The 14,555-nt window shown below is 66.8% G+C and carries 17 protein-coding genes; 12 read left to right on the top strand and 5 right to left on the bottom strand.

All coding sequences use genetic code 11. The annotated features are described in order from the left end of the window. Positions 1-891: a LysR family transcriptional regulator gene (locus ACF8O7_RS25860; RefSeq protein ID WP_392444652.1), complete on the top strand. Its 891-nt coding sequence runs from the start codon at positions 1-3 to the stop codon at positions 889-891. Between the two features lie 10 nt (positions 892-901). Here ACF8O7_RS25860 and kefC read toward each other — a convergent pair whose 3' ends face one another. Next, entirely contained in the window at positions 902-2,785 is a 1,884-nt protein-coding gene (gene kefC, locus ACF8O7_RS25855) for a glutathione-regulated potassium-efflux system protein KefC (RefSeq protein WP_392444649.1), read from the bottom strand. Positions 2,786-3,082: 297 nt separating this feature from the next. On the opposite strand from kefC, the gene ACF8O7_RS25850 reads away from it, so the two are divergent. Then, positions 3,083-3,712 (top strand): LysE family transporter, encoded by a 630-nt coding sequence (locus ACF8O7_RS25850; RefSeq protein ID WP_012203595.1) that lies wholly within the window; start codon positions 3,083-3,085, stop codon positions 3,710-3,712. A 76-nt stretch (positions 3,713-3,788) separates the two neighbouring features. Further along, positions 3,789-4,253 carry a MaoC family dehydratase gene (locus tag ACF8O7_RS25845; RefSeq protein WP_017406698.1) on the top strand — a complete coding sequence of 155 codons (465 nt, stop codon included), beginning with the start codon at positions 3,789-3,791 and terminating at the stop codon, positions 4,251-4,253. 131 nt (positions 4,254-4,384) lie between these two features. Here ACF8O7_RS25845 and ACF8O7_RS25840 read toward each other — a convergent pair whose 3' ends face one another. The 3 genes from ACF8O7_RS25840 to ACF8O7_RS25830 form a co-directional block, all read right to left on the bottom strand. Next, on the bottom strand, positions 4,385-4,690 hold the full coding sequence (locus tag ACF8O7_RS25840; RefSeq protein ID WP_016453737.1) for a DUF4148 domain-containing protein: 306 nt from the start codon (positions 4,688-4,690) through the stop codon (positions 4,385-4,387). A gap of 183 nt (positions 4,691-4,873) precedes the next feature. Then, positions 4,874-5,371 carry a tRNA (uridine(34)/cytosine(34)/5-carboxymethylaminomethyluridine(34)-2'-O)-methyltransferase TrmL gene (trmL, locus tag ACF8O7_RS25835; RefSeq protein WP_016450136.1) on the bottom strand — a complete coding sequence of 166 codons (498 nt, stop codon included), beginning with the start codon at positions 5,369-5,371 and terminating at the stop codon, positions 4,874-4,876. A 52-nt stretch (positions 5,372-5,423) separates the two neighbouring features. Continuing rightward, complete coding sequence (locus ACF8O7_RS25830; protein ID WP_212646476.1) at positions 5,424-6,167, bottom strand: ComF family protein; 744 nt, start codon at positions 6,165-6,167, stop codon at positions 5,424-5,426. Between the two features lie 89 nt (positions 6,168-6,256). Between ACF8O7_RS25830 and ACF8O7_RS25825 the strand changes: the two genes are divergently transcribed. The 7 genes from ACF8O7_RS25825 to ACF8O7_RS25795 all read left to right on the top strand — a co-directional run bounded on the left by ACF8O7_RS25825 (position 6,257) and on the right by ACF8O7_RS25795 (position 12,740). Further along, positions 6,257-7,159: a trans-aconitate 2-methyltransferase gene (locus tag ACF8O7_RS25825; RefSeq protein WP_212646475.1), complete on the top strand. Its 903-nt coding sequence runs from the start codon at positions 6,257-6,259 to the stop codon at positions 7,157-7,159. 670 nt (positions 7,160-7,829) lie between these two features. Then, a complete protein-coding gene (coxB, locus tag ACF8O7_RS25820) occupies positions 7,830-9,011 on the top strand; it encodes a cytochrome c oxidase subunit II (RefSeq protein ID WP_016450139.1) in 1,182 nt (393 codons plus the stop codon). Positions 9,012-9,046: 35 nt separating this feature from the next. Then, positions 9,047-10,717 (top strand): cytochrome c oxidase subunit I, encoded by a 1,671-nt coding sequence (gene ctaD, locus ACF8O7_RS25815; protein ID WP_016450140.1) that lies wholly within the window; start codon positions 9,047-9,049, stop codon positions 10,715-10,717. 105 nt (positions 10,718-10,822) lie between these two features. Next, complete coding sequence (locus ACF8O7_RS25810) at positions 10,823-10,930, top strand: cytochrome oxidase small assembly protein (protein WP_016450141.1); 108 nt, start codon at positions 10,823-10,825, stop codon at positions 10,928-10,930. Positions 10,931-10,958: 28 nt separating this feature from the next. Next, the gene (locus ACF8O7_RS25805) at positions 10,959-11,579 is read left to right on the top strand and encodes a cytochrome c oxidase assembly protein (RefSeq protein ID WP_016453742.1); all 621 of its coding nucleotides are present in this window, start codon (positions 10,959-10,961) and stop codon (positions 11,577-11,579) included. After that, a complete protein-coding gene (locus ACF8O7_RS25800) occupies positions 11,576-11,788 on the top strand; it encodes a DUF2970 domain-containing protein (protein ID WP_016450143.1) in 213 nt (70 codons plus the stop codon). Before ACF8O7_RS25805 ends, ACF8O7_RS25800 begins: the two co-directional genes overlap by 4 nt. 70 nt (positions 11,789-11,858) lie before the next feature. Beyond that, on the top strand, positions 11,859-12,740 hold the full coding sequence (locus ACF8O7_RS25795) for a cytochrome c oxidase subunit 3 (RefSeq protein ID WP_016450144.1): 882 nt from the start codon (positions 11,859-11,861) through the stop codon (positions 12,738-12,740). Between the two features lie 70 nt (positions 12,741-12,810). Here ACF8O7_RS25795 and ACF8O7_RS25790 read toward each other — a convergent pair whose 3' ends face one another. After that, the gene (locus ACF8O7_RS25790) at positions 12,811-13,053 is read right to left on the bottom strand and encodes a twin transmembrane helix small protein (protein ID WP_047473766.1); all 243 of its coding nucleotides are present in this window, start codon (positions 13,051-13,053) and stop codon (positions 12,811-12,813) included. A gap of 29 nt (positions 13,054-13,082) precedes the next feature. On the opposite strand from ACF8O7_RS25790, the gene ACF8O7_RS25785 reads away from it, so the two are divergent. Next, positions 13,083-13,856, top strand: a complete 774-nt coding sequence (locus ACF8O7_RS25785; protein ID WP_016453743.1) for an SURF1 family protein — start codon at positions 13,083-13,085, stop codon at positions 13,854-13,856. Further along, positions 13,843-14,532, top strand: coding sequence for an SCO family protein (locus tag ACF8O7_RS25780; RefSeq protein WP_392444644.1), 690 nt, complete (start codon positions 13,843-13,845; stop codon positions 14,530-14,532). Before ACF8O7_RS25785 ends, ACF8O7_RS25780 begins: the two co-directional genes overlap by 14 nt. The last annotated feature ends 23 nt before the right edge of the window (positions 14,533-14,555 follow it).

Here is a 14,555-nt window from a genome sequence, read left to right as displayed (position 1 = left end):
ATGGACAAGCTGCGCAATATGGAGGTCTTCATGGCCGTGGTCGAGGACGGCAGCTTTGCCCAGGCCGCGCGGCGCCTGGATATCTCGGCCGTGATGGTGGGCAAGCATGTGCAGCAACTGGAAGCCCACCTGGGCGCGCGCCTGCTGCAGCGCACCACGCGGCGCCACAGCCTGACCGAGGTGGGCCGCAGCTTCTACGAGGACAGCCGCCAGGTCTTCGAGCAGTTGCGCTGGGCCGAGTCTGCCGTGGAGCGCAGCCGCAGCGCACCCCAGGGCCTGCTGCGCATCAGCGCGCCGACCACGCTGGGCAACCATGTGATCGCGCCGCTGGTGGCCGACTACCAGCTGGCCAATCCGCTGGTGCGCGTGGACCTGCAACTGAGCGACAGCATGGTCGACCTGGTGGGCGAGAACATCGACGTGGCCGTGCGCATCGGCCCCGTGGGCGGCGAAGGCCTGGTGGCGCGGCCGCTGCAGCCCTATCGCATGGTGATCGCGGCGGCGCCTTCGTACCTGCGGCGGCGCGGTCATCCGCGTGGCGTGGGCGATCTGGCGCGCCATGACTGCCTGAGCTACGCGGTCTGGCAGCGCCGCTCGGAATGGATTCTGCGCGGCGACGGCTCGGCGCCGGTGCAGTGGCCCGACGATGCCCGCCTGCGCTGCAACAGCGGCGACGGGCTGCGCCATGCGGCGCTGCGCGGCCTGGGCCTGATCCTGCAGCCCGAGGTGCTGCTGGCCGCCGACATGGCCGCGGGCCGGCTGGTGCCCGTGCTGCAGGACTGCGTGCCACTGCCGCGCCCGGTGCACCTGGTCTATCTGCCGGACCGCCGCCAACTGCCCAAGCTGGCGCAGTTCGTGGACCACATGGTGCAGGCGCTGGGCGCGTCCTGAGGCCCGGTTTTCAGGGGGCGGGCGGGGGCGGGGTTTCCTGCGGCGCCTGGTCCTTCTCCTGCTGCGCCTGGGCCTCCTGCCGCTCCTTGGCCATCTGCTCGACCAGCTGCTGGCGGCCCTGCTTGGCCACGGCGATGAGCTGGGCCTGGTCCTTGTGGTGGGGGTACATGCGCTCGATCAGCTGCAGGTTGTGCTCCCGAAAGCGCGCGGTGGTGCGCCGGGCCTCGGCAGGGCTGTGGCCAGCGAGCTCCAGCACGGTGCATGCCGAGACCAGGCTGGACTCGAAGACTTCGCGCTCGACATGGTGCACGCCCAGGTCGCGCAACTGGTACCAGTGGGCCATGTCGCGCGCGCGGGCCACGATCTCCAGGTGCGGAAAGCGCTTGCGCACGCGGGCGGCGATCTTCAGCGATTGCTCGGAAGAGTCCACGGCAATGACCAGCACCCGCGCCTTGTCCGCGCCAGCAATGCGCAGCAGGTCCATGCGCGTGGCATCGCCGAAGAACACGCGGTAGCCGAAGGTGTGTGCCACTTCCAGCATCTCCACGCTGTGGTCGAGGATGGTGGCCGGCACGCCCTGGGTCAGCAGCACGCGCGCCACGATCTGGCCGTAGCGGCCAAAGCCCGCAATGATGATCTGCGCGTCCTGCGGCTCCGAGATTTCATGGGCCCTGGCAGCCTGGCCCGCGCCTTCGACCTGGCAATCCTTCATGTCGGCAAAGCGCTTGAGCAGCAGCTTGTCCATCAGCACCAAGACCAGCGGGCCGATCAGCATGGACAGGGCCACGGCGGCCACCAGCATGGACGAGATGCTGTGGTGGAACACCTTGTACTGCGCCGCCGTCTGGAACACCACGAAGGCGAACTCGCCGCCCTGGGCCAGCAGCAGGGTGAACACCGGGCGCTCGCGCCAGGGCAGCTTCAGCACGCGGGCCAGGGTGTAGAGCACGGCGCCCTTGAGCGCCAGAAAGCCCAGCACCATGGCCGCCATGGCCCAGGGCGCGCGCAGCAGCACGCCGAAGTCGATGCTCATGCCCACGGCCATGAAGAACAGGCCCAGCAGCAGGCCCTTGAAGGGCTCGATGTTGGTCTCCAGCTCGCTGCGGTACTCGCTGTCGGCCAGCAGCACGCCGGCCAGGAAGGCTCCCAGCGCCATGGACAGGCCCACCTGCACCATCAGCATGGCAATGCCCACCACCAGCAGCAGCGAGGTGGCCGTGAAGATCTCGGGCGTGCGGCTGCGGGCGATCCAGCGCAGCAGGGGGCGCAGCAGCAGGCGGCCGCCCACCACCACGGCGGCGATGGTGCCCACGGTCTTGAGCACCTGCAGCCACAGGTGGCTGTCTGTGTGCGTGGCATTGGCGGCCTTGACCGCGCCCAGGATGGGGATCAGTGCCAGGATGGGAATGGCGGCCACGTCCTGGAACAGCAGGATGGAAAAGCCGGCCTGGCCGCTGGGCGTGCGCATGAGGTTGCGCTCGGCCATGACCTGCAGGCAGATGGCCGTGGACGACAGGGCCAGGCCCATGCCCGCGATCAGGCTCACGCGCCAGGAAAAGCCGAAGGCCCAGGCCGCCAGGAACAGCACGCCCGTGCAGGCCAGCATCTGCGCGAGCCCCCATCCCAGGATGGGCCGGCGCAGCTCCCACAGGCGGCTGGGCTGCAGCTCCAGCCCGATCACGAAGAGCATCAGCACCACGCCGAACTCGGCAAAGTGAAGAATGTCATCCACATTGCTGACAAGCGACAGTCCCCAGGGGCCCATGGCAATGCCGGCACCCAGGTAGCCAATGATGGCGCCCAGGCCCAGGGCACGCGCAATGGGCACAGCCAGCACGGCGGCGGTGAGATAGAGAAAGCCGTAGGTCAGCCAGATGGGGGCGCTGTGTTCCATGGAAGCTCGGGATCTTGGAGTTGGTGTTTACCCTGGGGTGATTGATTGTGTCACTCTCACAGCTGGGTCAGCTTTTTGACAGGGTTGAAAATGCCCCCCACGCTCCCTTTGCTGCGCTAGGTCCGCTGCCCCTGGCCGGGCGCCCCCCGAGGGGGCCGTTTTCATCTTGGGGCGGCCCGGCGATGAAAAATGCCACCGAATGCTTCACCGCCCCATCCGGCTTTGCCGCGGCAGTGCGCCAGATCGGCTGCACGGTTTTAAGATGCCGGCCTGCTCCGTATTTTTAAGGTGTTTGGCATGGATTGGCACACTTGGATCGCCTACTTTGTGGCCTGCTGGATCATTGCGGTCTCCCCGGGCTCGGGCGCCGTGCTGTCCATGAGCCATGGCCTGTCGTATGGCGTGCGCAAGAGCAGCGCCACCATCTTCGGGCTGCAGCTGGGGCTGCTGACCATCTTGCTGATCGCCGGCGCGGGCGTGGGCTCGCTGCTGCTGGCCTCCGAATGGGCGTTCAACGCCGTGAAGATCGTCGGCGCCTGCTATCTGATCTACCTGGGCATCAGCCAATGGCGCTCGGGTGCCGCACCCCTGGCCACCCAGGAATCCATGCCCGAGCTCAGCGTGCGCCGCCGCGTGCTCACGGGCTTCCTGACCAACGCCACCAATCCCAAGGGCATCATCTTCATGGTGGCCGTGCTGCCCCAGTTCATGACCACCAGCCGCCCGCTGTGGCTGCAGTTGCTGATCCTGGCCGCCACCATGCTGGCCGTGGACACCATGGTCATGCACGGCTATGCGGCCAGCGCCAGCGCGCTGCGCGGCTTCATGCGCAGCGCGCGTGCCGTGCGCAGCCAGAACCGGGTCTTCGGCGCGCTGCTGATGGCCGTGGGCACGGGGCTGTTCTTCGTGCAGCGCGCCTCGCGCTGAGCCCCTCCCTGGGCTAACCCTAGCCTGTCGCGCGCCCGACATGGAGCGCGCGGCACCGGCCCCTACCATTTGGGGCATGAAAACCTTCCATTCCTATTCCGAAGTGCGTGCCTGCGTGGGGCAGGAAGTCGCCGTCAGCGACTGGATCACCATCACCCAGCAGCAGGTGCAGCTGTTCGCCGATGCCACGGGCGACCAGCAGTGGATCCATGTGGACCCCGAGCGTGCGTCCAAGGGCCCCTTCGGCGCGCCGATCGCGCATGGCTTTCTGACGCTGTCGCTGATTCCCCAGTTTTTCCAGAGCTGCTTTCACATCGAAGGCGCGCAAATGGGCGTGAACTACGGCCTCAACCGCGTGCGCTTCACCTCGCCCGTGCCCGTGGGCAGCCGCCTGCGCGCGCGCCTGACGCTGCAGGCCGCCGAGCCCATCGAGCCCGGCGGCCTGCAGATGACCTGGCTGGTGACCGTGGAGCGCGAAGGCGCGGACAAGCCCGCCTGCGTGGCCGAGTCCGTGGCCCGCAACTACGGCGCCAAGGCCTGAATGAAAACTGACCCCCACGCTGCCCTCCCAAGAGGGAGCTTTTCATCTTGGGGCGGCCCGGCGATGAAAAAAGCCCGCAGGCGGCACCTGCGGGCTGGCTGCATGGTGGCAGCGGTTGCGGGGTCTGGGGCTCAGGCGCCGAAGTTCAGCTGGCCCGAACGCTCGGCAGCGGCGGCCTCGCGGCGCACTTCCTCGCGGCTCACGCCAGCGGTGGCGGTGTTCTGGATGGGCAGGTAGCCTTCGGCGACGGAGGGCATGGTGCCGTTGGCCTGGGCGGCCTTCAGGTCGGCCATGACCTGGGCACGTGTCAGCGTGCTTTGGGTCTTCACTTCGGGCGGGTAGCTGCTGTTGTCGGCGTAGTCGAAGCCGGCGGCCTGGGCGGCGAAGGCGGAAACGGTGAGGGCGGCCAGGACGGCAAAACGGCGGGTGTTCTTCATGATTCAAGTCCTTTGTTTTGTTTCTGGGACAGGGCGTTCCTTGCGGAAATCGCTTGGTAACGTAGAGCCCATGACTCAAATGTAGGACGGTGTGGAATCGGGATAAACCCTTGGATTGGCAATGCGCTTTTTCAGCGGTTGAAACAATCGGCGGGGAACTTTCCGCCGACCCAGGCCGGTTGCTCAGGCCGCACCGGGCGCGCCCTCGGCCAGTGCGGCGCCGGCAAACTGCTGCTGGCGCCAGGCTTCAAACACCGTCACGGCCACGGCGTTGGACAGGTTCAGGCTGCGCTGCTGCGGCAGCATGGGCAGGCGCAGGCGCTGCTGCGGCGGGAACTGCTCGCGCACCTCGGCGGGCAGGCCCTTGCTTTCGGAGCCGAACACCAGCCAGTCGCCGGGCTGGAAGCCGATGGCGTGGGCGGGACTGCTGCTGTGCGTGGTCATGGCGAACATGCGCTGGCGGTCCGGCCGGCAGTCCTGCAGGAAGGCCTGCCAGTCGGCATGGCGGCGCACGGGCGCGTACTCGTGGTAGTCGAGGCCGGCGCGGCGCATCAGGCGGTCTTCCATGGAAAAGCCCAGCGGCTCGATCAGGTGCAGGCTGCAGCCGGTGTTGGCGGCCAGACGGATCACATTGCCGGTATTGGGCGGGATCTCCGGCGCGACGAGAACGATATGGAACATGGCCCGTATTGTCTCGCGGCGGCAGATGCCCCCGGGCCCCGGTCCCCTGCGGTCAGGGCGTGCGCGCCAGCACCAGGGCGCTGACCTCGGCCGCGCCTGCGCGGCGCAGGCAGGTGGCCAGCGCATGCAGGCTGGCGCCCGTGGTCATCACATCGTCGATCAACAGGATCTTGCGGCCGCGCACGTGGGCCAGCTGCGCAGGTGGCACGGCAAAGACCGTGCGCAGCTGGCGCAGGCGCAGGGCGCGCGGCAGGTCATGCTGGGCCTGTGCCGTGTGGGCGCGCTGCACGGCCTGGTGCCGCAGCTTGCCCCGGGTGGATGCGCTGCAGAGCGCGCGGGCCAGCACCAGGGTCTGGTGAAAGCCGCGCTCTCGCAGGCGCTGCGGCGACAGCGGCATGGGCAGCAGCAGGTCGCATTGCTGCAGTTGCTCGCGCGCCTGAGGCAACTCCAGCAGCAGATCGGCCAGGCTGCGTGCCAGGCCGGTATCTCCCCGGAACTTGAAGTCGCCGATCACCGTGTGCCACGGGTAGGCATAGTCCAGCGCGGCCAGGCAGTGCGTCAGCGGCGGCGGCTTGACCAGGCAGGCGCCGCAGGTGCGGGGACCATCGGCGCCGGTGCAGGCCGGCAGCGGCATGGCGCAGCGCCCGCATCGCGCCATGGGTCCGGCCCAGCGTGCGCGGCAGTCCTGGCACAGGCGCCGCGCAGGCCAGCGGTGGCAGACGGCGCACTGGCTGGGCAGCAGGCCGGGCAGGCCGGCATGCCAGCGCGAAAGCCATGACGCAGGCAGGTTGGGCATGGAGTCAATATACTCGCGCCGCGTCCGCCACCCCTTTGCTCCGGGGCCGGGCGCCTGTCTTTTGAGGAGCACCGATTCCCCGCCCAGCCATGTCCCACGAATTGCCTCCCACCATCGATCCGGCCGCCGCATTGCGCTGGCAGCAGGGCGCGCCTGCGGCCTCGCCGTGGCTGCATGAGGAGGTGGCGCGCCGCATGCAGGAGCGGCTGGACTGGATCGTCAAGCCGCCCCAGCGCTGGTGCCACTGGCAGCCCGTGCGCGGCGGCCTGCAGGCCCATGCGCTGCTGCGCCAGCGCTATGCGCAGTCCGAATGCCTGGTCTATGAAGCCTCGCCGCTGCATGAGGCCGCCGCCCGCGAGCAGCTGGGCACGCGCTGGTGGCAGCCCGCGCGCTGGACCGGGGGCGCCACGCGCTTCGGCGAGCCCGAGCCCGCCGGCGTGGACATGCTGTGGGCCAACATGGCCCTGCACCAGCAGGCCGACCCGCAGGCGCTGATCACGCGCTGGCACCAGGCGCTGTCCGTGGACGGCTATGTGATGTTCTCCTGCCTGGGGCCCGATACGCTGCGCGAGCTGCATGCCCTCTACGCCCAGCTGGGCTGGCCGCCCGCCGGCCAGGCCTTCACCGACATGCATGACTGGGGCGACATGCTGGTGCACGCAGGCTTCAGCGAGCCGGTGATGGACATGGAGCACATCACGCTGACCTTTGCCACGCCCGAGCGGCTGCTGCAAGAGCTGCGCGAGCTCGGCCGCAACTTCCATCCGCAACGCTTTGCCGCGCTGCGCGGCCGCCGCTGGCAGCAGTGCCTGCACGACGCCTTGCGCGAACGGTTGGCCGGCCCCGACGGACAGCTGGCGCTGACCTTCGAGATCGTCTACGGCCATGCCTACAAGCCGCAGCCGCGCGTGCGCCTGGAGTCCAGCAGCGCCGTGTCGCTGGAGGACATGCGCAGCATGCTGCGCCAGCCGCGCAACACGGGTTTGCGATAGCCTGAATGTCGCTTTCCGGTCATTGATCGAAAACAAAAACGTCTACACTTTTCCCGAGCTGACAGAGACAACAGCTTTTCCCTGGGCTCGCTCTCCCGGGCCGGGAAAAGACCAGCGGTCCGCAGGCCGAAAGGGGAGACGATTTGGTGTTTCGCTTTGCCACGGGAACGAGAACGGGCCGGCGCATTCAAGAGTGGCCCGCCCGCAAGTTTGATCATCACCGGCTGCAGCAGTGCCTGCTCCTCTGGGAGCGGGCACTGGTCTTTCTGTCACTGTGTTCCCTGCTGCCCGCACTGCTGGGCCGCATGCGCTGCCTTCTTCCATCCGCTCCCGGCACACACGGCACACACGGCACACATGCCCTGAAGGGCCGGCGCGCGCGCATCCTCCCATCCACTTTGCTGCTGTCCCCCGAGTTCATGCGCCTGCAGGCGCAGGCGGGGATGGCGGCCCGCCCCCATCCTGGTCCCACGTCCGAGCTGCCGTTGATGCCGGCTGGCACGCTATTGGTGATTGCGCGCAGGCACATCTGCTGCGCTTTCATGCATGCTCGGACAGTTGAGGCCGGGAGTTGCCCTTTGGGCAGGCGTTGAACGGTCTGGCTGCGCGGCCCCCACGCCGGCGCAGCGGAGCGAGTGGATAACCCGAGGCTTAGATGTAAGTGAAAACTATGAAAAGCATTTCCACCAGGCTGGTTCTCTGGGGCTTGATGAGTGTGGCAGGGGCAGGCTCCCTTGCACATGCGGCGACAGATCTGCCAGGCGGCCCGGCCGTCAATCAGCTCAACCTTCATCCGGCGGTCACGCGCATCGCGCATGAGCAGCATTACCTGCACTGGATGATGCTGATCATCTGCACGGTGATCTTCATCGGCGTGTTCGCCGTGATGTTCTATTCGATCTGGAAGCACCGCAAATCGCGCGGCGCCAAGGCCGCGAACTTCCACGAATCGGCCACGGTCGAGGTGGTCTGGACCGTCGTGCCCTTCATCATCGTCGTGCTCATGGCGCTGCCGGCCACCAAGGTGCTGGTGGCGCAGAAGGACACCACCAACGCCGATGTCACGATCAAGGCCACGGGCTACCAGTGGAAATGGGGCTACGACTACATCAACGGCGAAGGCGAGGGCCTGAGCTTCATCTCCACGCTGGACAGCAGCCACCGCGTGCTGTCCGACAGCGGCGATGTGTCCAAGGCACCCAACGACTACCTGCTCAAGGTGGACAACCCGCTGGTCGTGCCCGTGGACCGCAAGGTGCGCATCATCACTACGGCCAACGACGTGATCCACTCCTTCATGGTGCCGTCCTTCGGCATCAAGCAGGATGCGATTCCGGGCTTCGTGCGCGACACCTGGTTCCGCGCCGAGAAGACCGGCGACTACTACGGCCAGTGCGCCGAGCTGTGCGGCAAGGAGCATGCCTACATGCCCATCCACGTGAAGGTGCTGTCCAATGACGGCTACAAGGCCTGGGTGGACGAGCAAAAGAAGATCGCCGCCGCCAAGAAGGACGACCCCAGCAAGGTCTGGTCCCTGCAAGACCTGATCGCACGCGGCGAGAAGGTCTATGCGGCCAACTGCGCGGCCTGCCACCAGGCCAACGGCAAGGGCGCCGGTCCCATCAAGGCGCTGGACGGCAGCCCCGTGGTCCTGGGTCCCACGGCCGAGATGATGCATGTGGTGCTGGAAGGCCGTGCCAACGGCGCCATGCCCGCCTGGAAGCAGCTGAGCGATACCGAGCTGGCCGCCGTGGTCACCTTTGCCAAGAACCACTGGTCCAACAAGACCGGCCAGCTGGTGCAGCCGGCCGAGTTCGTGGCCGCCCGCACCGGCAAGTTCCCTGCGCAGTGAGCACGCAAGACAGATGAGCGATTGGAGATAACAGCATGAGCGCCGTACTTCCCCCCATCCACAGCCCTGCGGGCGAGGGCCACGAACATGCGCATGAGCACGAGCATGGACACGGGCATGACGACCATCACCACCACGCCACGCCCACGGGCTGGCGGCGCTGGATGTTCGCCACCAACCACAAGGACATCGGCACGCTGTACCTGCTGTTCTCGTTCACCATGCTGATGGTGGGCGGGGTGCTGGCGCTGCTGATCCGCGCCGAGCTGTTCCAGCCCGGGCTGCAGATCGTCAACCCCGAGCTGTTCAACCAGCTGACCACCATGCACGGCCTGATCATGGTGTTCGGCGCCATCATGCCGGCCTTCGTGGGCTTTGCGAACTGGATGCTGCCGCTGCAGATCGGCGCCTCCGACATGGCCTTCGCGCGCATGAACAACTTCAGCTTCTGGCTGCTGATCCCGGCCGGCCTGATGCTGGTGGGCTCGTTCTTCATGCCCGGCGGCGCACCCGCCGCAGGCTGGACGCTGTATGCGCCGCTGACGCTGCAGATGGGGCCGTCCATGGACACCTCCATCCTGGCCATGCACATCATGGGCGCCAGTTCCATCATGGGCGCCATCAACATCATTGTCACCGTGCTCAACATGCGCGCGCCCGGCATGACGCTGATGAAGATGCCCATGTTCGCCTGGACCTGGCTGATCACGGCCTACCTGCTGATCGCCGTCATGCCCGTGCTGGCCGGCGCCATCACCATGACGCTGACGGACCGCCATTTCGGCACCAGCTTCTTCAACCCCGCAGGCGGCGGCGATCCGGTGATGTACCAGCACATCTTCTGGTTCTTCGGCCACCCCGAGGTCTACATCATGATCCTGCCGGCCTTCGGCATCATCAGCCAGATCGTGCCGGCCTTCAGCCGCAAGAAGCTGTTCGGCTATGCGTCCATGGTGTATGCGACCTCGTCCATCGCCATCCTGTCCTTCATCGTGTGGGCGCACCACATGTTCACGACCGGCATGCCCGTCACGGGCCAGCTGTTCTTCATGTACGCCACCATGCTGATCTCGGTGCCCACGGCCGTGAAGATCTTCAACTGGGTGGCCACCATGTGGCGTGGCTCCATGACCTTCGAGACGCCCATGCTGTTCTCGGTGGGCTTCATCTTCGTGTTCACCATGGGCGGCTTCACGGGCCTGATCCTGTCGATGGCGCCCATCGACATCCAGCTGCAGGACACCTACTACGTGGTGGCCCACTTCCACTATGTGCTGGTGGCCGGATCGCTGTTCTCCATGTTCGCGGCCTACTACTACTGGGCGCCCAAGTGGACGGGCGTGATGTATTCGGAGACGCGCGGCCAGATCCACTTCTGGGGCTCGCTGATCTTCTTCAACATCACCTTCTTCCCCATGCACTTCCTGGGCCTGGCGGGCATGCCACGCCGCTATGCCGACTACCCCATGCAGTTCGCCGACTTCAACATGGTGGCCTCGCTGGGCGCGCTGGGCTTTGGCCTGATGCAGGTGTATTTCTTCCTCTTCGTCGTCGTGCCCGCCATGCGCGGCAAGGGCGAGAAGGCGCCGCAAAAGCCCTGGGAGGCTGCCGAAGGCCTGGAGTGGGAAGTGCCCTCGCCGGCGCCGTTCCATACCTTCGAGACGCCGCCCAAGCTGGATGCGACGGCGACCCGCGTCATAGGCTGAAATGAACCACCGCCTGGGTCGCTTCGCGCCTTCCCCCTTCCTCGGTGCCCCTGGGGTGGGGCGCGACAGTCTCAGAGATTGCCAGTAGTCATGGAGATCAGAAAAATGGATGCACAGCAACGAAAAGCCAACGTGCGGCTGGCGCTGATCCTGGTATCGGTGGCGCTGGTCTTTCTGGCCGGCTTCGTGATCAAGATCACCGTGCTCCATTGAGCGCTTGAAGGCAACAGGAGGGCAATCCGTGAGCGTGCGCAGTGAAAACGCGAAGATGGTGGGCAAGCTGGCCGTGGTGGCGCTGGGCATGTTTGCCTTCGGCTACGTGCTGATTCCCATCTACAAGCACATCTGCGAGCTCACGGGCATCAACATCCTGTCGCTGTCCGAGCGGCAGGTGCCGGGCAACGGCACGGCCGGGCGCGATGTGAAGCTGCCGGCCAACTCGCAGGTGGACAAGAGCCGCACCATCACCGTGGAGTTCGACGCCAATGCGCGCGGGCCCTGGGACTTCAAGCCGGCGCAGCGCTCCATGCAGGTCCATCCGGGCGAGCTGGCCACGGTCATGTACGAATTCCAGAATGTGCAGAACCGCCGCATGGCGGCCCAGGCGATACCGAGCTATGCGCCACGCCAGGCGGCTGCGCATTTCAACAAGCTCGAGTGCTTCTGCTTTTCGCAGTACACGCTGGAGCCAGGGGAAAAGCGCGAGTGGCCGGTGGCCTTCGTGATCGATCCGCGCATCTCCAAGGACGTGACCACGATCACGCTGTCCTATACCTTCTTCGAGGTGGGCGGCAGGACGCCGGCCGCGCCCACGGGCGATGCGCCGGTGGCCGCAGGGCCGAAGCAGGAGCCGGCCTCATGAATGCGCCGCAACCCGGGGACAAGCGCCGCCCGCCCAGCGTGTGGCGCACGGTGCGCGCCGTGGCGTGGTCCCTGTTCGGCGTGCGCAGGGCTAGCGAGTACCAGCAGGACGGGGAGCGCATCACGCCGCTGCATGTGATTGCAGTGGGGCTGGCGGCCATCTTCCTGCTGGTGCTGGGATTGATCGCGCTGGTCAAGCTCGTGGTCTGAGCGGCGCGGCCATCGGGGACAGAGAGTGATCGACGGGAAACACAGAACCAAGAATGTCAGGAGCTGAGCAATGAGTGCAACCACCCACGGCAAAACGCCTTACTACTACGTGCCGGCAGAGTCCAGCCATCCCGTCATGGCGGCGGCGGGGCTGTTCTTCGTGATCCTGGGCGCGGGCAACTGGATCAACGGCCATGAATGGGGCATGTACAGCCTGGGCCTGGGCCTGGTCTGGTGGCTGGCCGTGCTCTTTTTCTGGTTCCGGGAGGCCGCGCATGAAAGCGAGTCCGGCAAGTACGGTCGCAAGATCGACCTGTCCTTCCGCTGGAGCATGAGCTGGTTCATCTTCTCCGAGGTGATGTTCTTCGGCGCCTTCTTCACCGCCCTGTGGTGGGCGCGCTCGCACTCGGTGCCCGCGCTGGGCAGCCTGGACAACGCCTTGCTGTGGCCCGACTTCAAGGCCGTCTGGCCCAGCATGGCAGCGGGTGCCACGGCCTCGCCGGCCAACAGTGTCGAGCCCTTCCAGACCGTGGGCCCGTTCTGGCTGCCCACCATCAACACGGCGCTGCTGCTGACTTCGGGCGTGACGCTGACCATTGCCCACCATGCGCTGCAGGCCGGCCACCGCGCCCGCACCATCGCCTTCATGTGGATGACGGTGATCCTGGGCTTCGTCTTCCTGTGCGTGCAGGGCTACGAGTACTACCACCTGTACACGGATCTGAACCTCAAGCTGTCCTCGGGCGTGTTCGGCTCGACCTTCTTCCTGCTCACGGGATTCCACGGCTTCCACGTCTTCGTGGGCATGCTGATGCTTTTCTTCATCACCATGCGCCTGCATGCCGGGCACTTCACGGCCGAGCGGCATTTCGGCTTCGAGGGCGCGGCATGGTACTGGCACTTCGTGGACGTGGTGTGGCTGTTCCTCTACGTGCTGGTCTACTGGATGTAGTCTGTATCCGGCCCCATGCAAAAAGAAGCGCCAGGGCGCTTCTTTTTGTTTGTGGTGGCAGGGGGCTTGTCTATTGCCCGGCGGTCCAGCCGGTGGGATGGATGTAGCCCAGCTTGGCCGCCAGCAGCACGCACAGGAACAGCGCGATGGACAGGCCCACGCGCAGCGCCAGTGCACGGAACATGGCGCGGCTGCGGCGCTTGTCGTCGCCCGCACCCTGCTGGTCTTCGGGATTGCGGCGCATCATGAAGAACAGGGCGCTGCCCAGACTGGCGACAATGGCCAGCAGGGCGAGAACGATCACGAATTTCATGGGTGGATTATCCGGTGCGTGTTTCCAGAATGCCAGAGCGCTGGCGGTTTGTACTGATCACCTTGGCCGCGCTGATCGGCGTGGCCGTCACGCTGTCCCTGGGCCGCTGGCAGCTGCAGCGCGCGGCCTACAAGCAGGAACTGTTCGACGCCGTGCAGCGCCAGCAGGGCCTGCCGCCGTGGAGCAACGCCCAGCTGGCAGCCGTGCAGCCCGGTGCGGTGCCGAACCCCGAAGCCGCGCCCTGGCTGCACCGTCCCGTGCAATTGCAGGGCCACTGGATTGCGGGGCAGACGCTGTACCTGGACAACCGCCAGATGCAGGGCCAGCCGGGCTTCTTCGTGCTCACGCCGCTGCGGCTGGCTGCGCCGCATGAGGACGTGGTGATCGCCGTGCAGCGCGGCTGGGTGCCGCGCAACTTCCTGGACCGCACGGCCCTGCCCGAGGTGCAGACGCCCGAAGGGCTGGTGACCGTCCAGGGGCGCATGGAGGCCGCGCCGTCCCGGCTCTACGAATTCGGCCGTGCAGGGGCAGACCCTGATGGGCAAAAGTCGCGCATCCGACAGAATGTGGACATTGCCGAATGGGCCGTGGCCTCCGGGCTGCCGCTGCGCGAATGGAGCCTGCTGCAGACCGGCGAAGCCAGCGAAGGCCTGCGGCGCGACTGGCCCGTTGTGACGGCCGGTGTCGAGAAACACCATGGCTATGCGTTCCAATGGTTTGGACTTGCGGCCCTGATCACGCTTTTGTATGTCTGGTTCCAAATCGTCCGACGCTTTGTCCGCCCGCGCCATGCCCGCTCCTGAGACTCCCCTGGAGATGACTGTCCATGGCCTGCCACCCTTGCAGCCGAGCCTTGCCGGCGCGCAACGCACGCGCAGCGGCCGCTGGAAGATGCTGGCCGTGTTCGCGGTCTGCGCCGCGCCCGTGGTGGCCTCCTATTTCACCTACTACGTGCTGCGGCCTGGCCAGCAGCGCAGCTTTGGCGAGCTGATCGCGGACCAGCCAGCCTTGCCACCGGCCACGGCCACCACGCTGGACGGCGCCCCTGTACCGCTGCAGTCGCTCAAGGGCCAATGGCTGCTGCTGAGCGTGGCGGGCGGGGCCTGCGGCAGCGCCTGCGAAAGCCATCTCTATCTGCAGCGCCAGCTGCGCGAAACCCTGGGCCGCGAAAAGGACCGGCTGGACCGGGTCTGGCTCATCTCCGACGACGCACCCGTGCCCGCCCACCTGCGCCCCGCGCTGGCCCAGGCCACGGTGCTGCGCGTGCCCGAGGCCGTGCTGCACGGCTGGCTGCAGCCGGCGCCCGGCCATGCGCTGCAGGACCACCTGTACGTGGTGGACCCGCAGGGCCACTGGATGATGCGCATGCCCGCAGGCCTGGGCATGGCCGATGCCGGCAAGGCCAAGCGCGACCTGGACCGGCTGCTGCGTGCATCGGCTTCCTGGGACACGGCAGGGCGTCCGGGCGACGGCGAGTAAGGCTGGCCGGCCCCGGTAGGCCG

The sequence above is a fragment of the Delftia sp. WSY_16 genome (genome assembly GCF_043104415.1).
In the GTDB taxonomy this organism is placed as follows: Bacteria; Pseudomonadota; Gammaproteobacteria; order Burkholderiales; family Burkholderiaceae_C; genus Comamonas; species Comamonas tsuruhatensis.
Note: the sequence above shows the minus strand (reverse complement) of the source record. Positions and strands in the feature narration are given on the sequence as shown.